Source organism: Frigidibacter sp. RF13 (assembly GCF_026626305.1).
GTDB lineage: Bacteria > Pseudomonadota > Alphaproteobacteria > Rhodobacterales > Rhodobacteraceae > TMP-24.
Map to the genome: position 1 here is coordinate 25971 of NZ_JAPNUE010000015.1, position 24653 is coordinate 50623.

Consider the following 24653-nt stretch of genomic DNA (forward strand, 5'->3'; position numbering starts at 1 on the left):
CGATGCCGAAGATCCGCTGCGCCATCTATACGCGCAAAAGCTCCGAAGACGGTCTCGACCAGCAGTTCAACTCGCTCCATGCGCAACGTGAAGCCTGTGCTGCCTATGTCGCGAGCCAGAAGGCCGAGGGCTGGGTGCTGCTGCCGACTGAGTATGATGACGGTGGCCTCTCGGGCGGAACCCTTGAACGCCCGGCAATGCAGCGGCTCCTCGGTGATGTGGAGGAGGGGCTGGTCGATCAGATCGTGGTCTACAAGATCGACAGGCTTACGCGGTCCCTGGCCGACTTCGCCAAGATCGTCGAGCGGCTCGACGCGGCGGGTGCCTCTTTCGTCTCGGTCACCCAGTCGTTCAACACCGCGACCAGCATGGGGCGGCTCACGCTCAACATGCTTCTCTCCTTCGCGCAGTTCGAGCGCGAGGTGACCGCCGAACGGATCCGCGACAAGATTGCCGCCTCCAAGCGCAAGGGCTTGTGGATGGGCGGCAACGTCCCCCTGGGCTACGAGGCCGACGGCCGGACGCTGAAGATCAACGCGGCGGAGGCGGCAACGGTAAAGATGCTCTACGATCTCTACCTCCGCCTCGGCACGGTCCGGGAGGTGAAGGAGGAGGCCGCGAGACTGGGACTGCGATCCAAGCAGCGTACCTCACCCTCAGGCGCGATCAGCGGCGGCACGCCCTTCGATCGCGGCCATATCCATTACCTGCTGACCAATCCAGTCTTCGCCGGGCGCATCCGCCACCGGAATGAGGTTCACGAGGGCCAGCACCCGGCGATCATCGATCCGACGACGTGGGAAACGGTACAGGACCGCCTGAAGTCGGATGCGGCCAAGGCCAGGAGCCGGGACACTGGCGGATCATCCTTCCGGTCGCTGCTGACGGGAAGGCTCTTCGATGAGACCGGCGACCGATTGACCCCGAGCCACGGGAAGGCCCGCAGCGGCGTCCGTCATCGCTATTACGTTTCGCACCGGCTGATTGCGCAGAGCGGTGAGGCAGATGTCACCGGCTGGCGGCTCAACGCGCAGATGCTGGAGGAGCTGACCGTCCGCATCGCGGTGCGGCACCTTGGGGATGCAAGCGTCCTGGCCGCAATCCTCCTCGACGCGACCACCGACGAACTCCTCGGCGCCCGCGGCCGGATCGTGGAACGCATCGGTGACGATCTCCCGCCAGACGTTCGGGCGCGCGCCGTAGCAGATCTGATCGCGCGGGTCGATCTCGCGCCAGGTCGGCTCGGGATCGCCTTTTGCCCGGTCGCGATCAGCGCACAGTTCAACGTTGCGGAGGATCGCATCGACCCGGACCAGCTCAGGGTCGCGACCGCCTTCACGATGCGTCGCCGCGGCGTGGAGACGAAGCTCATCCTCGGGAACGAGGCCGGGCCGCCAGACCAAAGGCTCCTTACGAATATTGCCGCCGCTCTCGGCTGGCTCGATCGGATCAAGGCTGGCAAGACCTATGCCGAGATCGCCGACGAGGACGGCGTGCCCAAATACCGGGTGCAGCAGGCGATCTGTTATGCCTTTCTCGCCCCCGACATCATCCGGCAGGTGCTGCAAGGCCGTCAGCCGCTCGGCCTCACCTCGAAGTGGATATTCCGCCATGCGCTGCCGCTCGACTGGGCGGAGCAACGCGCGCTGATCGCCCGACTCTGAGCCCCGGCGCGCATCTGCAGATGATGCGCGGCGCATCGCCCTCGGGGCAAACGCCAGACCGCAAATTGGGACTTTGAGACTGCGGCCGCAAAAGCCGGAGGTTGGCCCCTGTTCGCCGTCTCACGTCCCTCGGCCTGTCCGGCAAAGCCCCGGAAATGGCCGACTATTCCGGCGTCGGCCGTCAGACGTCTCTGTCAGGGGGAGTGGTTGGCTGGGGCGCTAGGATTCGAACCTAGGTATGTCGGTACCAAAAACCGATGCCTTACCACTTGGCGACGCCCCAACTCGGGCGGGTAAATAGCCAAGCGCGCGCGGCGCCGCAAGAGCTAAACGCGGCTTTCTTTCGATTGATGTCTTCAAGGCGGGCCTGTATCGCGGGGCGATGAAACGGGTCGATGTTGCAATCCTGGGTGCGGGCGCGGCGGGCATGATGTGCGCCATCGAGGCCGCGCGGCGCGGGCGCCGGGTGCTTGTGATCGACCATGCGCAGGCGCCGGGCGAGAAGATCCGTATCTCCGGCGGGGGGCGGTGCAATTTCACCAATCTCTCGGTCGCGTCCGAGCGGTTCCTGTCGCAGAACCCCCGCTTTGCCCTTTCCGCGCTCAGCCGCTTCCGTCCGCAGGATTTCATCGCGCGCGTCGATCGTGCGGGGATTGCCTGGCATGAAAAGACGCTCGGGCAGCTCTTCTGCGATGGCAGTGCGCGACAGATCGTCGGGATGCTCTGCGGTCAGATGGAAGAGGCTGGGGCCGACCTGTGGCTCGGAACCCAGGCAACTGAGGTTACTCGGCCGGGCGCGTTCTTGCTGGCGACAGGGCGCGGGCCGGTCGAGGCCGAACGTTTGGTGGTGGCGACGGGCGGTAAGTCTATCCCGAAGATGGGCGCGACCGGTTTCGGCTATGATATTGCGCGCCGGTTTGGCCTGCCGGTGACCGAGACGCGACCCGCGCTGGTACCCCTGACCTTCGGCGAGGATGACCTCGCGGCCTGGAAGCATCTTTCCGGCTTGTCGGTTTCGGCGCGGGTGGGCCATGGCAGGGCCGGGTTCGCAGAGGGGCTTCTCTTCACCCATCGCGGCCTCTCCGGCCCGTCGATCCTGCAGATCTCCTCCTATTGGCGCGAGGGTGAGGAGATCGAGGTCGATCTCGCCGCGGGCAGCGACATTGCTGCCGCGCTCAGGGCGGCGCGCGGGTCGGGCGGCAAGGTATCGGTCGGGCGGGCGCTGTCGGCCCATCTTCCCGCGCGGTTGGCAGACGCGGTTCTTGCCGGGCTCCGCATCGAAGGGCGGCTCGCCGACCAGTCGAACGCAACGCTCGACCGGATCGGCGCGGCGGTGAACCGCTGGCGGGTCAGGCCGATCGGAAGCGAGGGCTACCGGACGGCCGAAGTGACGCTCGGCGGCGTCGATACAAGGGCGCTCGATGCCCGCACGATGGAGGCGCGGACGGTGCCGGGACTTCATTTCATCGGCGAGGTGGTGGACGTGACCGGCTGGCTTGGCGGCTACAATTTCCAATGGGCCTGGTCATCGGGCTGGGCGGCCGGGCAGGCGGTTTGAAGCCCCCGCCGGGTGGTTCGTCGAGCGCAACCGCGTTTTCCTCGCCGGGGAACCCAGCGAAGAGGGACCGCAGGGACCGATGAGCGGCCGGTCAAGCCCTGGCGTCAGACCCTGATCGGGTCTGCCTTGGCGATCCGGTCGATCTGCATCAGCAGTGCGATGAGGCGCGGCATGTCCTTGAGATAAACCATGTTAGGCCCATCCGAGAGCGAGCGTGACGGTTCCTCGTGCGTCTCGATGAAGACCCCCGCGATGCCAAGGCTGACGGCGGCGCGCGCCATCGCGGGGGCGAACTCGCGCTGGCCGCCGGTCGAGCCGCCAAGGCCGCCCGGCTGCTGCACCGAATGGGTGGCGTCCATGATCACCGGATAGCCGGTCTTGGCCATTGTCGGCAGCGAGCGCATGTCGGCGACCAGCGTGTTGTAGCCGAAGGAGGCGCCGCGTTCAGTCAGGAGGATGCGCTCATTGCCGGTCGAGGCGACCTTGTTGGCGACATTCTCCATGTCCCAGGGCGCGAGGAACTGGCCTTTCTTGATGTTGACCACCGCGCCCGTCTCTCCGGCCGCGACCAGAAGATCGGTCTGGCGGCAGAGGAAGGCGGGTATCTGGATCACGTCAACCACTTCGGCCGCCACGCGCGCCTGTTCTACGCCGTGAATGTCTGTCAGGACCGGCACGCCGGTCCGCGCCCGGACCTCGGCGAGGATGTTCAGCCCGGCATCGATCCCCGGGCCACGCCCGCCCTTCAGCGAGGTGCGGTTGGCCTTGTCATAGCTCGCCTTGAACACATATTGCGCGCCCGCGTTCGCGCAGGCCTCCTTCAGCACTTCGGCGATCATCAGCGCGTGATCTAGGGTTTCGAGATGGCAAGGTCCGCCGATCAGCGTCAAGGGCCGGTCATTGCCCACGGTCACGTTGCCGAAGGCCACATCTTTCATTGCCGTCATGCCAGCTCCTCAGGCGGTCACCTGCTCCCGCAGGATGGAGGCGGTCAGCGACATCATCAGATAGATGCCCGCGAAGACCAGGAACGCCAGCGCCGTATCCTCGAACGCGCGCGGATAGGTCGGCTCGTCCGGGGCGACGGGCGCCACGCTTACAGACAGATAGCGGACCTGACGGTTGGCTTCAATCCGCGCCGATTCCTGCTGTTCCAGCGCCTTCGACAACATCAGCTGCCGGGTTTGCAGTTCAGTCTCGGCGATGCGGAGCTGGCCGGTGATCTGCGCAAGCGAAAGCGTGCTGTTCTCGTCCTGGGTCATCGAGGCGCGCAGGCTGTCGATCTGGCCCTGAATGCGCGTCATGTCGCCCTTCACCCCATCGACGCGCGCCTGATTGGGCTTGGCATTGTCCAGAAGCTGGCTCAGCTCCAGCTCCTTTAGGCGCAACTGTCCCTCCAGCTCGGCGACCTGGGTCATCACGAGCGTCGTTTCCGCCTTCGGGTCGAGGACGCCGAGCCTGGTCTGCAGATCGAGAACCTTCTGCTCGGCCTCCTTCACCTTTGTTTCGGCGTCGGCATAGCTTTCGCGCGCGCCCTTCATCTGGTCCTCGCGGACCCGATGGGTCAGGTTGTCGACCTGCTCTTCGGCGAACTTGAGAAGTGCTTCCGAATATTTCTGGCTGGTCGCCGGATCGACCGCCGAGACCTCCATCTTCACGATCCCTTCGGTCGGGTCGTAGGCGATCTTCACATTGCGTTTATAAAGTTTGTAGGCGGCTTCGTTTGTCGCACCCGGTTCCAACCGCTGCAACGGATCGACGAAACTCTGCGAGAAATGATCCTTGTAGCCAAGGCTTTCATCCAGCCGCAGCATCGCCTCGCGCGATTGCAGGTAACCCTGTACCGCGATCGCATCCTGCGAATTTGCGAAGGTCGTGCCCTTGAGGAAGTTCGCGCCGATCCCGCCCGCGCTTTCGGACTGCTGGATCTGGAATTCGGACTTGGTGGCATAGAAGGGTGTCGCAAGCTTGTAGAAGTACCAGCCTGCGAAGAAGGTCGGCAAAAGGACGAAGAACGCCAGCCGCATCATCAGAAGCGTGAAATTGCGCCGCCGCCGCCGCACGATGTCGCGTTGCATCTCGATAATGGCGCGGGCGCGGTCATTCTCGCTCAGGACCTGGGTCGAGGGCAGTTTCATGGGACCCGCAGGTACCACAGCCTTGCCGCCCGACTTTTCCGAGGCAGAGCCTGCCGCAGGTGCCGACGGTACGGCGCTTTCCTCGACCAGGCCGAGGATGTTCTCGCGCTGGAACGGGTCTATACCCTTCCGACGCAAGAGGAAAACGGCTTCCTCGTCGCTCGTTGCGTCGATCCCGTGGCGCAGTGCTATCCGGCGTGCGAGCCGCAACTGGCGCGCGCTCAGACCTTCGGTGCGAATAGCGGCGAGGGCGGCATCCATGTCGGGGGGCGACGCAGGTGCGACGGGCCCGGCGTCAAGCTTGAGCCCCCCGAATCCATCATCCTCGGGTGCCGGCGCAAAAGGCAAGTCGGACTGCGGCGCGCCCGCAGGCGCGGGTGCGGGCGGTGCCTCGACGCGCCTGACGCGGAAGCGGGTGGCCTTAGGCGGGTTGTTCATAGTGCCATCTCGCTTCTTCGAGCGTATCGTAGAAGGTGAGCCGCCCGTCCTTCAATACCGCGCCCGACCGGCAGAACCGCTCGAGCGTCGAGACCTGGTGAGACACGACGATCACGGTTGCCTTTTCCAATCGCTCCTTCAGGATCGACCCAGCCTTGCGGTTGAACTCGACATCGGAGGTCGAGGGCATGCCTTCGTCTATCAGATACATGTCGAATTCAAGTGCGAGCAGAAGCGAGAAGCTGAAGCGCGATTTCATGCCCGTAGAATAGGTCGACAGCGGCATGTCGAAATATTCTTCAAGCCCGCAGACCCATCTGCAGAAGGCTTCAACATAGTCGGGGTCGAGCCCGTAGAGACCGGCGATGTAGCGGGCATTTTCGCGCGCGCTTTGACTACCTGCGACGCCACCCATGAAGCCCAGGGGGAAGGAAACGCGGCAGGTCTTCTTAACGTAGCCTTCGTCGGGCTTCTCAAGCCCTGCCATCATGCTGATGATGGTGGACTTACCGGTCCCGTTCCTCGCGAGGATGCCAAGCGAATTGCCAAGCTCGACCCGAAACGACGCCTGGTCGAGGATGACCTTGCGCCGCTGACCAGTCCAGTAGGACTTCGAGACATTCACAAACTCAAGCATCTTTTCCCGGGAGCCGCTCGATTCCCCTTTTAGCTCAGGCTGGTTAACGAGGCGATACAGCCTTTTGCGGGCATTATGATGGCAAGGCCGGGGCCGAGCAACGGGCACATGGGGGAAAGGCGCGTCATCGCGCCCCCCTGCTCCTCGCGCCGCAGCGCCTTTAGTCCGCGACCTTCTCGATCCGCATCAGCCGCCCGGCCAGGATGGAAATCGCGGCTGCGCCGAACGAGAAGAGCGCGCCCATCTTCGCCGCGTCCTGTACTGCACCCGCCGGGAAAGCCACGGTCGCCACGAAGAGCGCCACGGTAAAGCCGATCGCCGCCACGCAGCCAACGACGAACAGTTCGCGCATCCCCATCCCGTCCGGCAGGCCGAGCCTGAGAAGCCGCACCGCGATCCAGCCGAAGAGGAAAATCCCTACCGGCTTGCCGATGATCAGCCCGAGAAGGACAAGCCACGTGGGCTCCGATATCGCGCTGAACTCGACGCCCGCATTCAGAAGGCCGAAGAAGAAAAGCACGATCTCGACCGGCACCTTCAGCGCATGTTCCATGCGGTTCAGAAGGTCGGTCAGATATTGTTCCGCCTCGGCGAAAATGCCGAAAGCGCGGTCGGCATGCGGGATCGCCGGAATGATCGGCAGAAGGCCGAGCGCCGGGTGAATCCCCGCTTCCTGGAAGCCATACCAGCTCAGCGCGCCCGCGATCGCGTAGGGCCAGAAGCTCAGCCGTTTGCGCACCCAGGTCGAGGTCGGGCGCAACTGATTGCCGCGATCAAGATACCTCGGCAGCCAGTTGAAGAGAAGGAAAGCCGCCACTGAGGCGCCGATGGACAGCAGCAGCCATTCAGGCGCGAGCTCTGCGGTCGGGTAGAAAATCGCCAGGATGATCAGCCCGCCTGCATCGTCGGCAATGGCCAGAAGCAGGAGGAAGCGGATCGCGGGATGGCCCGCGCCGAACACCATGCGGCCGACGAGATAGGAAAAGGCGATGTCGGTGGCCGTGGGGATCGCCCAGCCGCGGCTGACGGCATCGAAGACCCCAAGCGCAGCGGCGAGCGCCAGATAGACGGCGACCGGTCCGACCATGCCGCCTGCCGTGGCGATGAGCGGGGTCACGGCCTTGCGTCCGCGCAGGCTGCCCTCTTCGAGGATCACCGCCTCCCAGACTTCCTTGGCCGCGATGGCGAAGAAGAGCGCCATCAGCACGTCGTTCACCAGAAAATGCAGCGTCAGCACCCGCCTGACCGACCCGCCTTCGGGTTCTGCCTCGCCGATCAGGAAATCGTCGACAAGCACGTAATGGACCAGCGCGTGATAGCTGTGCGGATCGATGTTGGCCCAGACCAGCGCAACAAGCGCGCCGGCGATCAGCAGAAGCGAATAGGTCGAGATATAGTTCCAGACGCGGTACATTGGGGCCCCCTCATCCTCTTCACGGAGCTTTAGGGGAAAGGCCGCGCCGGGACAACCACGCCGCGCCGGGGCGGCGGCTGCCAAGCGCGCCGGTGTCCTGCGTGCAACGGGCTTGCGGCCGTTACCGCCCCTCAGCTCAGACCCCGCCGTGCACGACCTTGCCATCCACGAGCGTGGCCACCACTTGCGTGTCGCCGATGTCATAGGCCGGGCAGGTGAGGATATCGCGGTCGAGGAGGATGAGGTCGGCGCATTTGCCCGGCGAAAGCGTGCCGGTATCGGCGCTGCGCCAGGCCGCCGCCGCCGCGCCCGTCGTGTAACCGGCGATCGCCTCCTCCCGGGTGATCCGCTCCTCCGGCAGGAAGGGCGGCACCTTGCCCTCGGCGACCGGCGGCTGTCGGGTGACCGCGGTTTCGATGATCTGGAACGGGTTGAGGGTCGAGACGCCCCAGTCGCTCGAAAGCGCCATTGCGGCGCCCGCGTCGAGAAGCGAGCGGAATGCGTAGATCCAGCGGCTGCGCTCGTTGCCGACCATCGGCACGGCGACATCGGTCACCGAGGGCTCGCTGCGCGCCCAGAGCGGCTGGACATTCGCCATCACGCCAAGCTGGTGAAAGCGCGGAATATCGGCGGGGTCGATGAACTGGATATGGGCGATCTGATGCAGCGACGGCCAGTCACCGTTCGTCCGCCGTGCCGCCTCGCAGCCGTCGAGCGCCGCCCTGACCGCCATGTCGCCGATCGCATGGACATGGATCTGGAACCGCGCGGCGTCGAGGGCGGTGAACATCTCTTTGATCTGGTCGGGGTTGAACATCAGGGGGGCATTGCCGCCCTCGGCATCCGAATAGGGCGCGATCATCGCTGCCGTCCGGTTCTCGACCACGCCGTCGAGGAAGAATTTCGCCGAATGGACCTTGAACCGGCCACCACCAGCATTGGCGCGGAAGCCGGTCAGCCGCTCTACCGCTCCGTCTGTCGTGTCGAACGCATTGACCAATGCGGTCGCCGCGACCCGCAGCGTCAGCTCGCCCGCCGCTTCCAGAGCGCGGTAGACGCGCACATGCCGTTCCTCGACCCGCGCGTCCAGCACCCCGGTGATCCCGTTCCGATGCGCAAGCGCCTGCGCCCATTTGACGCCATCGGCAAAGTCGGCATCCGACGGACGCGGCATGCGCGCCTCGGCCCACATGATGGCGTTTTCGTAGAGCATGCCGGTCGGCTCCCCGTCCGGCCCGCGCACGAAATGACCGTTCTGCGGATCGGGTGTCGCTGCTGTGAGGCCGATTGCCTGGCAGCCGAGTGTGTTCAGGCAGCCATTATGGCCATCGGAAGCGACGATCAGGCAGGGCCGTTCTGGCACGGCGCGGTCGAGAAGCTGCCGGTCGAGGTTTCTGGCATGGAAGATGCCGGAATACCAGCCGGTACCGTTCACCCAGGGCCGCGCATGGGTCTTTGCGAAGGCGGCAAGGGTCGAGACGATGTCATCGGGGGTACGCGCGAAGGACAGGTCGGCATTCTGACTATAGTCCTGCCCGCTGTCCTGCAGATGGATGTGCGTGTCCTGAAACCCCGGCAGCACCAGCCGCCCGCCCGCGTCGATCACCCGCGTCGATCCGTTCGCCAGCGCCCTTATGTCCGCCGTCGAGCCCAGCGCAAGGATGCGCCCGTTACGTACTGCCAGAGCCTCGGCATAGGGCGCCGAGCCGTCCATGGTCACGATACGGGCATTGATGAGAATCAGGTCGACCGACTGCATGGAAAGCGCCTTTCGGATGATAGAGGGCGGCAGATTGAAGCCGACATTGTCGCCCTGGCAAGCGAAATTTGTGCAACCACCGGTTGGCGATAAACCCTCTTCTCGAAATGAAAAACCCGTGCAATCATCCTTCATTCTCACATTAGCAGGGGCATCCAATGCAACGCGTCAAGTTCATCGACCGGATGGCGCAGGGTAAGCTATCGCGCCGTGAAATGCTTCGATCGGCGAGTGCCTTTGGTGTTGGTCTGACGGTTCTGCCACGCGTAGCGCGGGCACAAGGCGGGCCGCTGACTTGTCTCGAATGGGGCGGATATGATGCCGCCGAATATGTCGGTGCCTATGTGTCCAAGCATGGCGCGCTGCCCGATTTCTCGATCTTCAGCGGCGAAGAGGAGGCGCTGGCCAAGGTTCGCGCCGGATTTGCCGCCGATGTCATGCATCCCTGCAACTATTCCGTAGCCAGGTTCGTGAACGCGGGGCTGGTCAACGAAATCGACACGTCGAAACTCTCGAACTGGGCCGATGTCTTTCCGGCGCTCCAGACCGCGGAGGGCGTGGTGCAGGACGGCAAGGTGGTGATGGCCCCGGCGGACTGGGGCAATTCCTCGATTGCCTATCGCAGCGATCTGATCGATCCCGCCTTCGCCGCCGACCCGACTTGGGCGATCTTCTATGACGAGGCTTACACCGGCAAAGTGTCGATGCTCGACAACGAACTCGCTTTCCAGATTGGCGCCATGGTCGGCGGCATGCCCTATGACGAAGCCTACAAACTATCGGGTGCCGCGCTCGAGGAGGCCGCGAAGACCTGGGGCGCCAAGGCGGTGAATGTCAGCCGCTTCCTCTGGAATGATCCGTCGGAAGTGCAGCAGGCGATGGCCTCGGGCGAAATCGTCGCGGCCTATGCCTGGAACGACTTGGTGAAGAACCTGAAAGCCGAAGGCATCCCGGTGGAATATGCCAAGCCCAAGGAGGGCATGTTCACCTGGTTCTGCGGGCTGACGATGCTCAATTCCGGCAAGGCCGATCCGGCGCTGGCCTATGATTTCATCGATGCCTGGCTCAGCCCTGAAACCGGCAAGTACCTGATCGAATCCTCGGGCTACGGCCATGCCAACATGAAGAGCTTCGAAGCTGCCGACCCGGCCGAGGTGGCGGCGATGGGCATAACCGACCCCGAGGCGATGATGGCCTCTGCCATCCTCTTCCGCACCCCCACTGACGAGGTGCAGGTCGAGCACAACCGGGTCTGGGGCGACATAAAGGCGCTGAAGATGTAAGCGCCCGCCGGCGTCATGACTTCGGGTTCCGCACGTACAGGTCTGTCGCTGCTGTCACCGGCCTTTCTGGTGATGGCGGCGACGCTGCTGGCGCCGGTCGTGGCGCTGATCGTGATGTCCTTCTGGACCCAGTCCGGGTTCGAGATCGACCGGACCTTCACCCTTGCGAATTATTCCCGGCTGGTGGAACCGGGCGAGGGAACGGTCTGGTACGGCATCCGTTTCCCCCTCGCCTATCCGGTGCCCGCGGTCCTGATGGTGAAGTCGCTCGCCATGTCGCTGGTCGCGACCATCTGCGTGATCGGGGTCGCCTGGCCGATGGCCTACTTCCTCGCTTTCCGCGTCACCCGCTACAAGGCGATGTGGATGATCCTGCTGACCATCCCCTTCTGGACGAGCTATCTGCTCCGGGTCTTTTCCTGGAAGATCGTCCTTGGCTTCAACGGGGCGATCAACTCGGGGCTCCAGTGGCTCGGCCTCATCAGGGAACCGCTGGAATTCCTGCTCTACAATCCGCTCGCGGTGATGATCACGCTTGCCCATAGCTGGATCGCCTTTTCGGTCCTGCCGATCTATGTAAGCCTTGAAAAGATCGACCGGACGCTGCTGGAGGCCGCATCCGACCTTGGCGACAGCCGCTGGAAACGCTTTCGCCGCATCACGCTGCCCCTGTCGATGCCGGGGACGATCGCGGCAACGCTCCTCGTTTTCATCCCGACGGTCGGGGATTATGTGACACCGACGCTGGTCGGCGGGCCGGGCGGCACGATGATCGGCAGCCTTGTCCAGCAATTGTTCCTCAGGCAGGACAATGCGCCGATGGGCGCGGCGATTTCCATCGTGATGATGCTGATCATCGCGGTGCTGGTCGGCCTCTTCCTCTGGCTGATCGGCTACGGCCGGATAAGGCGGAGGATCGGATGACGCGGCGCTTCGATCCGCTTTTCCTCTATGCGGTGCTTTTCGTTCTTTTCCTTTACGGGCCGATGCTGTTGATGCCGCTCTTCTCACTCAATGACGGGAATTTCGCGACCTTCCCGCTGAAGGGCTTCACGCTGCGCCATTATGGCGAAATGGCGCAAAACACCTCGATGATGACCGCGCTGAAGAACTCTCTGATCGTCGGGCTTGGCGTGTCGGTGACGGCGACCGCGCTGGCGCTGCCCGCCGCCCTTGCCCTGACCCGCTACCGCGTGCCCGCCGGTGGCGCGATCCTGTCGTTCATGATGCTGCCCTTAGTCGTGCCATCCATCGTGCTGGCCGTCGGGCTTCTGATCGTGGTGCTCAGGCTTCTCAGCCTGCCACTCTCGCTCTGGACCGTTGCGGCTGGGCATCTGATGCTGTGCATCCCGTTTGGGATGACTGTCCTCATGTCGCGGCTCGAAGGGTTCGACAAGAGCCTCGAGGAAGCCTCGCGCGATCTGGGTGCCAGCGGGTGGAGCACCTTCCGCCGGGTGACGCTGCCGCTCGCTGCGCCGGGCGTCATCTCGAGCTTGCTTTTGTGCTTCATCATCTCTTTCGATGAATTCGTCATTTCTTTCTTCCTGACCGGCACGGACAATACGCTGCCGGTCTTCCTCTTCTCGCAGTTGCGCTTCCCGAACCGTCTGCCCGGCACGCTCGCCCTTGGCTCGCTCATCCTCGTTGGCTCCGCCGTGCTGGTGATCGTTGCGGAAATCGTCAGGAAGCGCGGCGTGGCGTCTGACAATCCCGGAGATATCTGATGGACGATCCGATCATCCGCATCGAAGGGGTGGAGAAAAGCTTTGGCAGCTTTCAGGCGCTGAAGGATATCCGCTTCGACATTGCACGCGGCGAGTTCTTTTCGCTTCTTGGTGCCTCCGGCTGCGGCAAGACCACGCTTTTGCGCATCCTTGCAGGGATCGAACAGCCGACACGCGGGCAGTTGACGATCGACGGCAAGCCGATGGCCGGGGTCCCAGCCAACCGGCGGCCGACCAACATGGTCTTTCAAAGCTATGCGATCTTTCCCCATCTCACGGTGCGCGAGAACATCGGTTACGGGCTGGTCTACCAGAACCTCACGAAAGCCGAGGCGAAGGCGCGCACTGACGAGGCGATCGAACTGGTGAAACTGACGGGCCTGGACGACCGCAGCGCCCATCAGCTGTCCGGCGGCCAGCGCCAGCGCGTGGCACTTGCCCGCGCACTCGTCTGCCGTCCGAAGGTTCTGTTGCTGGACGAACCACTCTCTGCGCTCGACAAGAAGTTGCGCGAGGAGATGCAGCAGGAGCTGCGCAGCCTGCAGCGCACCGTCGGCATAACTTTCGTCTTCGTGACCCATGATCAGGAAGAGGCGCTGACCCTGTCGGACCGGATCGCGGTCATGTCCGGGGGCAGGGTCTTGCAGATTGATACGCCCGAAGGGCTCTACGAGCGGCCGAACTGCCGCGAGGTGGCGGAATTTGTCGGTACGATGAACCTCTTTCCCGCCCAAGTGCAGCAGGTGGACGGCGGGCAGGTGATCGCCGATGGCCGCGCCCTTGGCAATCTGGTCGGCAGATCGCCCGATCGACCGGTGGCGTCCGGCGAGGCGATCCTCATGGCGCTTCGACCGGAAAAGATCGAAATATCCGCTGCTGGCGCTGCCGGGCCGAACAGCGTCGCAGGTCGGGTTGCCTCGGTCTCCTACCTTGGCGACCGCAGTCATTATCTGGTGGCGGTCGACGGTCTGACGGCGCCGGTCGTGGTCTATCGGTCGAACAGCGAACGAACCGCTGTTGCCGCGGGCGCCGAGGTTGCGCTTTCCTGGAGCGACGCCGACGCGCTGGTGCTGGCCCGGTAGACCGGCGCAGGGTGGAGGCCCGGTGGGTCGCGTGTAACTGTTCCGAAGTCATACCGGAGCGGAATTGTCTGCGTCACAATTTCCGATTTGACCTTGCCATGAGGGCGGCGCAAGGCTCGCGTGCTGACAGGAGAAGACCATGCAGACGCGCGCGCCCCTCATCACCCCGGTCCTCATCGCCGGTTGCCTCATCATCATGGTGGGCTTCGCGATCCGCGCGAGCTTCGGTGTGTTCCAGATCCCGATCGCCACCGAGTTTGGCTGGGCGCGGGCGGATTTCTCGCTCGCGATCGCCATCCAGAACCTTGCCTGGGGCATCGGCCAGCCGATCTTCGGCGCGCTGGCCGAACGGTTCGGCGACCGCCGCGCCATTATCGCGGGGGCCCTGTTCTACGCCGTAGGCCTTGTCCTGTCGTCCCTTGCGGTGACGCCGGGCCAACATCAGGTTCTGGAGTTCCTCGTGGGCTTCGGCATCGCCGGGACGGGGTTTGGCGTGATCCTTGCCGTCGTCGGCCGCGCGGCGAGTGCGGAAAACCGCTCCATCGCGCTGGGCATCACCACCGCCGCGGGTTCTGCCGGGCAGGTGATCGGCGCGCCGATCGCCTCGACCCTTCTCGACCATTTTCCGTGGCAGACAGTCTTCGTAATCTTTGCGGTCGCCATCCTCGCCATTCTCGCCGTCCTGCCGATGATGCGCGCGCCGGAGCGGGCGAGCCGGGCGGAGCTTGAGGAAAGCATGGGCGAAGTGCTTCTGAAAGCCTTCCGCGACCCGTCCTACACGTTCATCTTCCTTGGCTTCTTCTCCTGCGGCTATCAGCTTGCCTTCATCACCGCGCATTTCCCCGCGCTGGTGACCGAGATGTGCGCGGCAATCGACCCGTCGGGGATGCTGGCCGGGATCGGCATCAATTCGACGGCTCGCCTCGGCGCCATCGCGATTTCGCTGATCGGGCTGGCCAACATTGTCGGATCAATCACCGCGGGCTGGCTCGGCAAGACCTATACGAAGAAGTATCTTCTGTCCGGCATCTACGCCGCGCGGACGGTGGTGGCGGCGCTTTTCATCATGCTGCCGATCACGCCCCTGTCGGTCGCGCTCTTTTCCATCTCCATGGGGGCGCTGTGGCTTGCGACCGTGCCGCTGACCTCGGGCCTTGTCGCGCATATCTACGGGCTGCGCTATATGGGCACGCTCTACGGTATCGTGTTCTTCAGCCATCAGCTTGGCGGGTTCCTCGGCGTCTGGCTCGGCGGGCGGATGTATGATGCCTATGGCAGCTACACCGTCGTGTGGTGGATCGGTGTTGCTGTCGGGGCCTTCTCGGCGCTGATCCATCTGCCGATCCGGGAAAACCGGCCAGCGGCGGTTCCGGCCTGAACAGCCGGGGGCTCTCCCCCGGGCCCCCGGGAGTATTTGTAGACAGAACGTGGAGGATCAGCCGCTGGCAGCCTTGAGGATGTAGCGTGCGGTCATCAGATCGAGATGCGCGCCGCCGCCGTTCTTGGACAACGTGATTTCATCGGCGGTCCTGCGCGTGAAGCGGCCAGACGGCAGGTCGTAGAAGTCCGCAGCGACATCCTCCTCGGTGATCACGCCTTCCTTCAAAGGCACCATCAGTTCGCCGATATGGTGGAGCGTGGTGACGCGGGCATCGACGAAGACGCGGGCGCGGGCGAACGTGTCGCTGTCGCATTCTCGCATGTCGGGCCGGTAGGCGCCGATCAGGTCGAGGTGTGTGCCGGGCTGAAGCCAGACGCCCCGGATCAGCGGCTCGGTCGCCATGGTCGTGGTGGCGATTACATGGGCACGGCGGACCGCCGCTTCGAGGTCAGGTTCTGGCGTGGCGCCGGTCGCGTCGGCAAAGGTGCGGGCGGCGTCGGGGTTGCGGGCCCAGACATGAAAGCGCGCCTTGGGGAAGGCGGCGGAATAGGCCTCGACCATCGAGCGCGCGACGGCACCCGCGCCGACGATCAGGATAGTCTCGGCATCCGAGCGGGCGAGGCGGCGGGAGGCCAGGAGACTGTCGCCGGCGGTCTTCCATTTGGTGACGAGCTTGAAATCGACGAGTGCTTCCAAGGCGCCGGTGTCAGCCGACATGAGGTTGACCGCACCGTCGATCGCATCCAAGCCCTTCGCGGGATTGCCCGGGAAGATGGTCGCGGCCTTGACTGCAATCCCCATGCCGGGGATCCAGGCCGAGCGGGTCAGGAGCGTATCCGGCCCATGCCGCAGCAGCGTATCGCCGACCTCGGCGCGCGGCAGGGCGTGGCCCGCCGCCAGAGCATCGGTCAGATCGAGCCAGTTCAGTTTCGCCTCGGCCTCCGCGCCGACAATACGGAATGTCACAGGCCTGCCTCCTTTTCCGTCAAGAGTTCCTCTGCCACCAGCCGCCGTGCCCAGCCCTGCCAGCTTTCAAACTGATGCGTGCGCCAGCCCCGGCGATCGGCAGCAGCGATGTTGTCGGCGCGGTCGTCGGTGAAAAGGAGGCTCTCGGGTGGCAGGCCGCAATCGGCTTCGACCATCTCGTAGATGCGGGGATCGGGCTTGATGACGCCCATCTCACCCGACACATAGGCGCGGTCGAAATGGTTCAGAAAATCATATTGCGTGCGGGCGTAAGCGAAAGTGTCGATGCCGAAATTCGTCAGCGCGAAGACCGGCACGCCCTTGGCACGCAGCGCGTCGAGCAGGCGGACCGCGCCGGGAATGACGGGCGAGAACATCTCGATCCATCGGTCGTGCCAGAGCTGTATCTCGGCCGACCATTCGGGATGGTCGTCGGCCCAAGCCTGCACCGTATCGCGGAAAGGCGCACCGGTGTCGATCAACGCGTTCATCCAGTGCAGGTCGATCTCGGCGAACAGCCGTTCGCGCCGCGCGCGCCCGATCAGCCGGTCATAGACCCGTTCCGGGTGCCATTCGGCCAGCACATTGCCGATATCAAAGATCACCGCTTGGGGCCGCGACATCCTGCACCTGTTTCCTGACCGTTTCCCGCCAGAGCGTATAAAGGCCCGCCCCGCAGATAAGTGCAATCCCCGCCCATGCCGTCAGATCGGGCCAGGTGCCGAAGAAGAGCACACCCCAAAGGATTGCCATCGGCATGCCCGCATATTCGAAGGGTGCGACCAGCGCCGCCTCGGTCGTGCGGTAGGCCTGCGCCATCATCAGCCCGCCGATGCCGACGGCAAGGCCCGTGGCGATGAAATAGGGCCAGTCGGCCAGGGGCGGCCAATGCCATTGCCGGAAAAGGAAGGCGAGCGAAGGGTCGGACGCGCCCGACATATGCCCATCGCCGACCCAGAGGCCCATGGTGGAGGAAACGAGGATGAAGCCGAGTTGCGTGTAGAAATTCAGCGTCATCGCGCTTTCAGTCTCTCTCATGCGCCGCGTCATCATGTGGCTGGAGGCGTAGCTGAAGGCGGAGATGAGGACGAGGAGGGTTGCAGGCTGGATCACGCCCGCGCCGGGGCGCAGCATCACGATCACGCCCAGCATGCCGACCGCGACGGCGGCCCAGCGGCGGGGGCCGACCGGCTCCTTCAGGATCAGGGCCGAGAGAAGCGTGATGAAGAGAGGCGCGACGAAGGCAGTCGCCACGGCGTCGGCAAGCGGCAGGGCGGCAAGGCCAAGGAAATAGGTGACGTTCGACACCATCACGACCGACACGCGGATCAGATGGTCCAGCGGCCGGCGGGTGAAGATCTGCCAGAGCCCGCGTTGCGACAGGGCCATGACGGTCAGGACCAGAGCCATGCCCACGAAGGCGCGGGTCAGGATCACCTGGTGCAGCGCATACTTGCCCGACAGGGCCTTGATCGCGAGATCATTGACAGACAGCACAAGCGCCCCGCCGAGCGCGAAGAAGATGCCGCGGAGCGGCGTGGGCAAGGGAGCAATCGCGCCGGGCATCGCTGTCACAGATCACCCCCCACCGGGGTTGCGGGGTCTTTGACTGACCGATGCACCGTCTCGCGCCAGAGCACGTAGAGGCCCGCGCCGCCGATCAGTGCGATGCCCGCCCAGGCGGTCGCATCTGGCCAGGTGCCGAAGACGACGACGCCCGCGAGGATAGCGAGTGGCATGCCGAGATATTCGAAGGGCGCGACCAGCGCCGCCTCTGCCAGCCGGTAGGCCTGACTGACGAAAAGACCTGCAACCGCGACGGAAATGCCGGTGACGATCAGGATCGGCCAATCCGGCAGGGGCGGCCAGACCCAGGGCCGGAAGAGGAAGGCGATGGTACTGTCCGGATCGCCGAGGAACCGCCCGTCGCCCGCCACGAGACCCATCACGAGGCTGATGAGCAGGAAACCCACATGCAGGTAGATATTCAGCGTCACCGTGCTTTCCGTCTCGCGCATCTGGCGGGTCATCAGCTGGCTGATGCCATAGCAGACGGACGACAGAAGGACGAGGATTGCGGCCGGCTGGATCGCCTCAGCCCCGGGCCGCAGCATCACCACGACGCCAATGAGCCCGGCGATCACCGCGCCCCAGCGATGGGGGCCGACCTTCTCGCCCAGAAACAGCGCCGAGGCGCCGGTGATGAGGAGGGGCGCGACATAGGCGATCGCCAGGGCGTCGGCGAAGGGCATGGCGGCGAGGCCGGTGAAGAAGCAGACGTTCGACAGCATCACGATCATGGTGCGCCAGAAGTGCGCGCCGATCCGGCGGGTGCGGAACTGGCGGAAATCGCCGTCTTGTCGGAGGACGATCGCGACAAGGATCGCAATTGCCACCAGCGTGCGGATCAGGATGATCTGATGGAGCGCATAGCCCGACGACAGGAATTTGATCGCCACATCGAGGACGGTACCGAAGAAGACCCCGCCCAACATGCACAGGATGCCGAGAAGCGCGGCGCGGCTGGGGCTCATGACTGCCTCGCGGCGGCGCGGAGCGTGCGGTCGAGCGCGTCGAGAAAGCGCGAGCGGTCGGCCTTGGAAAAGCCTTTGCCGCCGCCCTGCCGGAACGGATCGGCGGCGCGCAGGTCGGCCATCAGGTCGCGCGTGGCCAGCACATTGCCGATATTGGCTTCCGTCAGCGCCTCGCCGTCGTGTTTCAGCACACGGGCGCCCGCCGCCACGCATTTCGCGGCCAAAGGGATGTCGCCCGTCACCACCACGTCGCCAACGCCCGCGCGTTCAGCGATCCATTTGTCGGCCTCGTCGGGTCCCTCGGTCACATAGACCGTCTCGACCAACGGATGGACGGGCGGGCGGATGCCGCCGTTGCAGACGAGCTTCACCGGCACCGACTGACGCTCGGCCACGCGGATGCACTCATCCTTCACCGGACAGGCGTCGGCGTCGATGAAGAGGGTCATGGCAGGTCAGCCGATGACAGGAGCGGGCGCGCGCGATGGTTCAATCCCGAAACAGAGCCTCCGCGTGGAAGGCCATATGATCGGCCATGAAGGTGGAGACGAAGAAATAGCTGTGATCATAGCCCGGCTGCATGCGGACAAGGCCATTCTGGCGCCGCTCTATCATCGCCTGCGCCAGTGCCTCGGGCTTCAGAAGGTCGAGGAACTGGTCCTTCGAGCCCTGATCGATCAGGACCGGCCCGTCGAACCCCAAGCGCCGCATCAGAAGCGTGGCGTCATGCGCGGCCCAAGCGCTCTCATCGGTCCCCAGATAGGCCGCGAACTGCTTCCTCCCCCAGTCGGACTGGGTCGGGTTGGCGATCGGCGCGAAGGCCGAGACCGAGCGGAACCGCCCCGGCAGCCGCATCGCGAGCGTCAGTGCGCCGTGGCCGCCCATCGAATGACCGGTGATCGCCTGGCGATCCTCATCGACCGCGAAGGTCGCGGTGACGAGATCGGGCAGTTCCTCGGCCAGATAATCCCACATGCGGAAATGGGTGGACCAGGGCGCCTCCGTCGCATTCACATAGAAGCCCGCGCCCTGGCCGAGATCGTAGGCCTCATCATTCGCGACGCCCTCGCCGCGCGGGCTTGTGTCGGGGAAAACCAGCGCAATGCCATGGTCGGCAGCCCAAGCCTGCGCGCCTGCCTTCACCATTGCGTTTTCATGCGTGCAGGTCAGGCCGGAGAGATACCACAGAACCGGCACCGGCTCGTCCGCGGTCTCTTTCGGCAGGAAAAGCCCGAAAGTCATGTCGCAGGCGCAGGCATCCGAACGATGGGAATAGACCCCCTGGATGCCGCCGTAGCACTTGTTCTCCGATATGGTCTGCATTGGCCCTCCGATCAGGCGTTGGTGATCCAGGCCACGACCAGCGGGACGGTAAGGATGCTGGCCGCCGTGGAAATGAGGATGGATGCCGACACTCGCCGGGGGGCGATGCCGTAATGACTGGCGAGGATATAGACGTTGCCCGCGACCGGCAATGCGGCGGCGGCGATCATCACGCCTGCCGCGAACGGGTCGACCGGGAAGAGATGAAGGGCCGCAAGCGCGACTGCGGCGGGATGGAGGACGAGCTTGCACAGGCTGAGCCAGAGCGCGGCGGCCGGCCGGTCGGCCGAGCGGCCGGAAAGCGAGGCGCCGATGGCGAACAGCGCGCCGGGCGTGGCGGCGGCGCCGAGGATCGTCAGGAAATCGTCGACGGGCCGGGGCAGGGTGGGGGTGAAGAAGGACCAGATCATCCCCGCGACCATCGAGACGATCATCGGGTTCTTCGCCAGCCCGCCCGCGAGGCTGCGGACGATGGCGGCACCCACTTGCCGTTCGCGGCTGGCGGTGACTATGAGGGTGATGAGCGAGGAAAAGACGATCAGATCGACGACCAGACACATGAGGACCGGCCCGGCTGCCTGCGGTCCGAGGAGCGCCACCAGGAGGGGAACGCCGAGAAAGCCGGTGTTGCCGATGATGGCGCATTGCGCCTCCATCGCCGCTTCCTCGATTTTCAGGCGCCGTGCCAAGGCGACCGCGAAGGCGAGGCCGTAGATGGCGAAGCAGCCGGTCAGATAGGCCAGAACGAAGGGCAGATCGAAGATACCGGTGATCGGCAGGGTGGCGGCAAAGCGGAAGAGCATCGCCGACAGCGCGAAATAGAAGACGAAGCGGGTGAGCCATTCGGTGGCGACGGCCGGAAAGAAGCCCGACCGCCCCGCGCCCCAGCCAAGGCCGATGAGCGCGAAGAAGGGCAGGGTTCTGAGGAAAATCTCCAGCATCTCATCCCGCGCATAACATTCCGCCGTGGAAGGGGCCAGAGGCCACCGGAGGGGCGGGACCCGGAGTTTTTCAAAACTCCGGGCCGATTTCTTTTAAAGAAATCGGCGGGCGCGCGGGCGGAGAGGTCAGCCCTTGTGAACAGACAGGATATCGTCCAGCGGTTTCTTCAGTTTCGCGACCGCCGGAACTGTCGCGTCCGCCGCCGGGTGCCCGACAGCGAGGATCATGATCGGCTTTTCGCTTTCCGGCCGACCGCAGAGACCGTTCAGAAACCGCATCGGGTTCGGTGTATGGGTCAGGCAGCACAGCCCGGCCCGGTGTAGCGCGGCGATTAGCATGCCGGTGGCGATGCCCACGCTTTCGGGGACATAGTAATTCTTGTACCGCTCTCCGTCCTTGGTCACGCCATGGCGCTGGGCGAAGATCACGATCAGCCATGGCGCTATATCGAGATGGGGTTTCGAGACGCCCGTGCCGATCGGCTCCAGCGCCTTCAGCCATTCATCGCCGCCGCCGCCCGCGTAGAAATCCTTTTCCTCTTCCTCCGCCGCCGCCCGGATCTGCGCCTTCATCGCCGGGTCGGAGATTGCGACGAAGAACCAGGGCTGGTGATTGGCGCCCGAGGGCGCGGTCCCTGCGGCTTCGACGCAGGCGCGGATCACCTCTTCCGGGACCGGATCGGCGCAGAAATCCCTGACCGAATGGCGCTTTCTAAGGTCATCGCGAAAGGCCAGGGCCTCGCGCACTGCCTCGTCATCGGGGCGGCGCACGCGGTCAGGTAGCGGCAGAGGTTCGTAGCGGACTTTCTCGCGGAAATACATAGACGTCAGACCTCTCGATTCGGACCCGATATTACCCGCCTCCGATCAGGACGCCAGCGGCAAATACCAGCGCGCCGCCGAGGACGACCTGAAAGGTGGCGCGCAGGAAGGGCGTGTCCATATAGCGGTTCTGGATCCAGACAATGGCCCAGAGTTCCACGAAGACCACGGCGATCGCGATGGCGGTTGCCATCCAGAAGTCGGGGATGAGGTAGGGCAGGGCATGGCCGAGCCCGCCGAGCGTGGTCATCACGCCCGAGGCGAGGCCGCGCTTCCACGGCGCGCCCCGGCCCGAGAGGACGCCATCGTCATGGACCGCCTCGGTGAAGCCCATGGATATGCCCGCGCCGACCGAAGCGGCGAGACCGACGAGCAGCGTCGTATGCGGGTCTTGCGTCGCGAAGGCAGTGGCGAATATCGGCGCGAGGGTGGAAACCGACCCGTCCATCAGACCGGCAAGGCCCGGCTGCACCCAGGTCAGAAGGAACTGCCTATGTGCTGCGCTGTCCTCTTCCGCCCGCGCCTCGCCGTCCAGATGGCGTTCGGTCAGATCGCCCGCCTTCGCCTCATGCCGCGCCTCGGCGGCGGCGAGGTCTCCCAGAAGCTTGCGGGTCGCGGCATCCTGGGTCTGCGCGGCGGCGCGGGCGTAAAAACTTGCGGCTTGCGCTTCCATCGCGGCGGCCTCAGACCGCATCCGGTCAAGCCCGAGATTCTCAATCAGCCAGACCGGTTTGCGGGCGTAAAAGCCCGCGACATGTTCACGGCGGATGAGCGGTATGACCTCGCCGAAGCGAGCGCGGTGGCGTTCGATCAGCCATTGGCGGTGGGTATCCTCCTCGACCGCCATCGCGTCGAAGACCTGGGCGGAGGCCGGATAGTCCTGCCTCAGCCGTTCGGCGTAAGTCCGATAGATGCGGGCATCATCTTCCTCGGACGAGATGGCGAGCGCGAGGATCTCCTGTTCGCTGAGGTCGGAGAAGCGCCGCCGCGTCGCAAGGCCCGGGATCATGGATGCCTCCCTCTTTGGAATGATTCCAAGCTAGGCGCCGAGATGTGCAAGCACAAGCCCGTGCCGATCAGGTCGTCAGTCTGCGGCGGGTTGCCGCAGATGGGCAAAAATGAACTCATCAGTTCAGTTTTCGCTTGCATAAGTGAACTGGTGAGTTTAGATGAATTCACTGAACGAAACAGTTTACTTGGAGGGCATCATGAGCCTTATCCGTACCGCCTCTGTCGCTATACTTCTCGGCCTCGCCGCCTTGCCGGCCACTGCCGGAGGTTTCAGCTTCGACATTCCGCGCCTCGACTTCCCGACCGATGCGGGCGTGACGCGCGGCTGTACCGGCCCAGCGACCCAGTCTGTGGGTTGCACCGGAGCCGAAGGCTGACGGCGGTCAGCGAACGCTCCGCCGGTGCCACCACTCATCCCCCCTCTCCGGCGGAACAGGGGCGGGCCTCCGGCGGGGCCCGCCCTCTTGCCTTACTGCGCCGGTTCGCTTGCGGCAGGCCGACGCGAGGGGTTATGATCGGCTCCGGGGAGAGACCGACGTGACAATCGAAGCCGCAGACACGCTCCGCAAGGGGCGCAAGTTCGACCAGGTGCTGGAAGGCGCCCGGAAAGTCTTTATGCGCGACGGGTTCGAGGGCGCGTCGGTCGATGATATCGCGCGCGAGGCGGGCGTTTCGAAGGCGACGCTCTACAGCTATTTCCCGGACAAGCGCATCCTCTTCGTCGAGATTGCCCGGCGCGAATGCAAGCGTCAGGCCGATGAGGCGGTGGAGTTGGTGGGCCTGACCCTGCCACCCGACTGCGTCCTGCCCGAGGCGGCGCGGCGGATCATCGACTTTTTCCTCTCGGACTTCGGTCGGCGGGTCTTTCGCATCTGCGTGGCCGAGACCGAACGATTTCCGGAGCTTGGCCAGCAGTTCTACGAAAGCGGCCCCGCGCTCGTCCGCGACCGGATCAGGGATTATCTGGACGGGTCGGTCGCGCGGGGCGAACTGGTGATCGAGGACACGCTCCTCGCGGCCGACCAGTTCGCCGAGCTGTGCAAGGCGGATATATTCCCCGCCGTCGTTTTCGGTGTGAAACGCACCTTTACCAAGGCCGACCGCGACCGCGTGGCCAAAGGCGCGGTCGAGATGTTTCTCGCGCGCTATGGCGTGCCGGGCGGGGCGGAAGGCCGGGGGGCTGCCTGCCCCCCGGACCCCGCGGGAGTATTTTCGGACAGAACGTGAAGCAGACACAGGTGCTCAGGCGGCGCGCAGGTCCGATCTGAGGCCGGTAATAGCGCGCGCGGCGCGCGCTGCTTCGCGACCCTTTTCGACGAAATGAGCGGTGAAGAAGGCCCGGTGCGCCGCGGTTTCCTGATAGTTGTGCGGGGTCAGTACCACGGACAGGACTGGAACCCCCGCTTCCATCTGCGCCCGCATCAGCGCCCCCACCACGGCCTCGGCGACGAACTCATGGCGGTAAATGCCACCGTCGACCACGAAGGCGGCGCAGATGATGGCAGAGTAGCGCCCGGTCGCGGCGAGGTCGCGGGCGAGAAGCGGCAGTTCGAAGGCGCCGGGGACATCGAAGACATCGATCAGAACGGCGCCGATTTCGGCGGCGAAGCCCTCGAGCGCGCAGTCGACGATATCGGCGTGCCAGTTGGCCTTGAGGAAGGCGTAACGGGTGGGTGTCATCATGATCTCCTTTCAAAGCGACACTGTCACCCAAGGCGATCACGAAGCATGGCCACGGCTGTGCGCCGTTTCCCTGCTCGTTCTCTTTCATCCGGACTGTAACCGTCGGCTCCGGCCTCGCACCGGATCTGCTGACCCCCGGACCGAAATCCGGGGCGCTCGCGGGCTCGGCGCCGGGGCGCCATACCGCCGGTGGGGAATTTCGCCCCGCCCTGAGAACAGGGCGAGAGTGCCCCGATGTTCGGGCAATGGCAAGCGTCTGAGGGCTGGGACGGAGAAAACGAGGTCGCGTGTTTCA

24 protein-coding genes, 1 tRNA gene and 1 riboswitch are annotated in these 24653 nt (G+C 64.7%); of the genes, 9 read left to right on the forward strand and 16 right to left on the reverse strand.

Annotated features, from left to right (window positions below):
• Positions 1 to 2: 2 nt before the first annotated feature.
• A complete protein-coding gene (locus tag OU426_RS17325; protein WP_267635393.1) occupies positions 3 to 1664 on the forward strand; it encodes a recombinase family protein in 1662 nt (553 codons plus the stop codon).
• 208 nt (positions 1665 to 1872) lie between these two features.
• Here the strand turns inward: OU426_RS17325 and OU426_RS17330 are convergent.
• Positions 1873 to 1947, reverse strand: a tRNA-Gln gene (locus OU426_RS17330).
• A gap of 99 nt (positions 1948 to 2046) precedes the next feature.
• Between OU426_RS17330 and OU426_RS17335 the strand changes: the two genes are divergently transcribed.
• On the forward strand, positions 2047 to 3222 hold the full coding sequence (locus OU426_RS17335; protein ID WP_267635394.1) for a BaiN/RdsA family NAD(P)/FAD-dependent oxidoreductase: 1176 nt from the start codon (positions 2047 to 2049) through the stop codon (positions 3220 to 3222).
• A 104-nt stretch (positions 3223 to 3326) separates the two neighbouring features.
• On the opposite strand, the gene kdsA is transcribed toward OU426_RS17335, so the two are convergent.
• The 5 genes from kdsA to OU426_RS17360 form a co-directional block, all read right to left on the reverse strand.
• Positions 3327 to 4160, reverse strand: a complete 834-nt coding sequence (gene kdsA, locus OU426_RS17340) for a 3-deoxy-8-phosphooctulonate synthase (RefSeq protein WP_267635443.1) — start codon at positions 4158 to 4160, stop codon at positions 3327 to 3329.
• Between the two features lie 18 nt (positions 4161 to 4178).
• Entirely contained in the window at positions 4179 to 5798 is a 1620-nt protein-coding gene (locus OU426_RS17345) for a KpsE/RkpR family capsule polysaccharide export protein (RefSeq protein ID WP_267635395.1), read from the reverse strand.
• A complete protein-coding gene (locus OU426_RS17350; protein ID WP_267635396.1) occupies positions 5782 to 6435 on the reverse strand; it encodes an ABC transporter ATP-binding protein in 654 nt (217 codons plus the stop codon). The genes OU426_RS17345 and OU426_RS17350 overlap by 17 nt, the downstream gene beginning before the upstream one ends.
• A gap of 160 nt (positions 6436 to 6595) precedes the next feature.
• Positions 6596 to 7849 (reverse strand): Na+/H+ antiporter NhaA, encoded by a 1254-nt coding sequence (locus OU426_RS17355; RefSeq protein ID WP_267635398.1) that lies wholly within the window; start codon positions 7847 to 7849, stop codon positions 6596 to 6598.
• Positions 7850 to 7985: 136 nt separating this feature from the next.
• The gene (locus OU426_RS17360; protein WP_267635399.1) at positions 7986 to 9608 is read right to left on the reverse strand and encodes an amidohydrolase; all 1623 of its coding nucleotides are present in this window, start codon (positions 9606 to 9608) and stop codon (positions 7986 to 7988) included.
• 158 nt (positions 9609 to 9766) lie between these two features.
• Between OU426_RS17360 and OU426_RS17365 the strand changes: the two genes are divergently transcribed.
• The 5 genes from OU426_RS17365 to OU426_RS17385 all read left to right on the forward strand — a co-directional run bounded on the left by OU426_RS17365 (position 9767) and on the right by OU426_RS17385 (position 15075).
• Positions 9767 to 10891 (forward strand): ABC transporter substrate-binding protein, encoded by a 1125-nt coding sequence (locus OU426_RS17365; protein WP_267635400.1) that lies wholly within the window; start codon positions 9767 to 9769, stop codon positions 10889 to 10891.
• Between the two features lie 15 nt (positions 10892 to 10906).
• Positions 10907 to 11815, forward strand: coding sequence for an ABC transporter permease (locus tag OU426_RS17370; RefSeq protein ID WP_267635401.1), 909 nt, complete (start codon positions 10907 to 10909; stop codon positions 11813 to 11815).
• Complete coding sequence (locus OU426_RS17375; protein WP_267635402.1) at positions 11812 to 12615, forward strand: ABC transporter permease; 804 nt, start codon at positions 11812 to 11814, stop codon at positions 12613 to 12615. The genes OU426_RS17370 and OU426_RS17375 overlap by 4 nt, the downstream gene beginning before the upstream one ends.
• Positions 12615 to 13697 (forward strand): ABC transporter ATP-binding protein, encoded by a 1083-nt coding sequence (locus OU426_RS17380; RefSeq protein WP_267635403.1) that lies wholly within the window; start codon positions 12615 to 12617, stop codon positions 13695 to 13697. The genes OU426_RS17375 and OU426_RS17380 overlap by 1 nt, the downstream gene beginning before the upstream one ends.
• Positions 13698 to 13836: 139 nt before the next feature.
• The gene (locus tag OU426_RS17385) at positions 13837 to 15075 is read left to right on the forward strand and encodes an MFS transporter (RefSeq protein WP_267635404.1); all 1239 of its coding nucleotides are present in this window, start codon (positions 13837 to 13839) and stop codon (positions 15073 to 15075) included.
• Positions 15076 to 15132: 57 nt separating this feature from the next.
• Here OU426_RS17385 and OU426_RS17390 read toward each other — a convergent pair whose 3' ends face one another.
• The 9 genes from OU426_RS17390 to mbfA all read right to left on the reverse strand — a co-directional run bounded on the left by OU426_RS17390 (position 15133) and on the right by mbfA (position 22673).
• Positions 15133 to 16044 (reverse strand): ornithine cyclodeaminase family protein, encoded by a 912-nt coding sequence (locus OU426_RS17390; RefSeq protein WP_267635406.1) that lies wholly within the window; start codon positions 16042 to 16044, stop codon positions 15133 to 15135.
• The gene (locus OU426_RS17395) at positions 16041 to 16667 is read right to left on the reverse strand and encodes an HAD family hydrolase (protein ID WP_267635408.1); all 627 of its coding nucleotides are present in this window, start codon (positions 16665 to 16667) and stop codon (positions 16041 to 16043) included. Before OU426_RS17395 ends, OU426_RS17390 begins: the two co-directional genes overlap by 4 nt.
• Complete coding sequence (locus OU426_RS17400; RefSeq protein ID WP_267635444.1) at positions 16639 to 17610, reverse strand: DMT family transporter; 972 nt, start codon at positions 17608 to 17610, stop codon at positions 16639 to 16641. The genes OU426_RS17395 and OU426_RS17400 overlap by 29 nt, the downstream gene beginning before the upstream one ends.
• Positions 17611 to 17615: 5 nt before the next feature.
• Entirely contained in the window at positions 17616 to 18578 is a 963-nt protein-coding gene (locus OU426_RS17405) for a DMT family transporter (protein ID WP_267635409.1), read from the reverse strand.
• Complete coding sequence (locus OU426_RS17410) at positions 18575 to 19027, reverse strand: YaiI/YqxD family protein (RefSeq protein ID WP_267635411.1); 453 nt, start codon at positions 19025 to 19027, stop codon at positions 18575 to 18577. The genes OU426_RS17405 and OU426_RS17410 overlap by 4 nt, the downstream gene beginning before the upstream one ends.
• Positions 19028 to 19067: 40 nt before the next feature.
• Positions 19068 to 19901 carry an S-formylglutathione hydrolase gene (fghA, locus tag OU426_RS17415; RefSeq protein WP_267635412.1) on the reverse strand — a complete coding sequence of 278 codons (834 nt, stop codon included), beginning with the start codon at positions 19899 to 19901 and terminating at the stop codon, positions 19068 to 19070.
• 11 nt (positions 19902 to 19912) lie between these two features.
• Complete coding sequence (locus OU426_RS17420; protein WP_267635414.1) at positions 19913 to 20842, reverse strand: AEC family transporter; 930 nt, start codon at positions 20840 to 20842, stop codon at positions 19913 to 19915.
• Between the two features lie 126 nt (positions 20843 to 20968).
• Positions 20969 to 21664 (reverse strand): nitroreductase family protein, encoded by a 696-nt coding sequence (locus OU426_RS17425; protein ID WP_267635415.1) that lies wholly within the window; start codon positions 21662 to 21664, stop codon positions 20969 to 20971.
• A gap of 31 nt (positions 21665 to 21695) precedes the next feature.
• Entirely contained in the window at positions 21696 to 22673 is a 978-nt protein-coding gene (gene mbfA, locus OU426_RS17430; RefSeq protein ID WP_267635416.1) for an iron exporter MbfA, read from the reverse strand.
• Positions 22674 to 22872: 199 nt separating this feature from the next.
• On the opposite strand from mbfA, the gene OU426_RS17435 reads away from it, so the two are divergent.
• On the forward strand, positions 22873 to 23052 hold the full coding sequence (locus tag OU426_RS17435; RefSeq protein WP_267635417.1) for a hypothetical protein: 180 nt from the start codon (positions 22873 to 22875) through the stop codon (positions 23050 to 23052).
• Between the two features lie 160 nt (positions 23053 to 23212).
• Positions 23213 to 23902 (forward strand): TetR/AcrR family transcriptional regulator, encoded by a 690-nt coding sequence (locus OU426_RS17440; RefSeq protein WP_267635418.1) that lies wholly within the window; start codon positions 23213 to 23215, stop codon positions 23900 to 23902.
• 15 nt (positions 23903 to 23917) lie between these two features.
• Here OU426_RS17440 and OU426_RS17445 read toward each other — a convergent pair whose 3' ends face one another.
• Positions 23918 to 24355: a 6,7-dimethyl-8-ribityllumazine synthase gene (locus OU426_RS17445; RefSeq protein ID WP_267635419.1), complete on the reverse strand. Its 438-nt coding sequence runs from the start codon at positions 24353 to 24355 to the stop codon at positions 23918 to 23920.
• A 75-nt stretch (positions 24356 to 24430) separates the two neighbouring features.
• Positions 24431 to 24579, reverse strand: a riboswitch (FMN riboswitch).
• Positions 24580 to 24653: the final 74 nt, after the last annotated feature.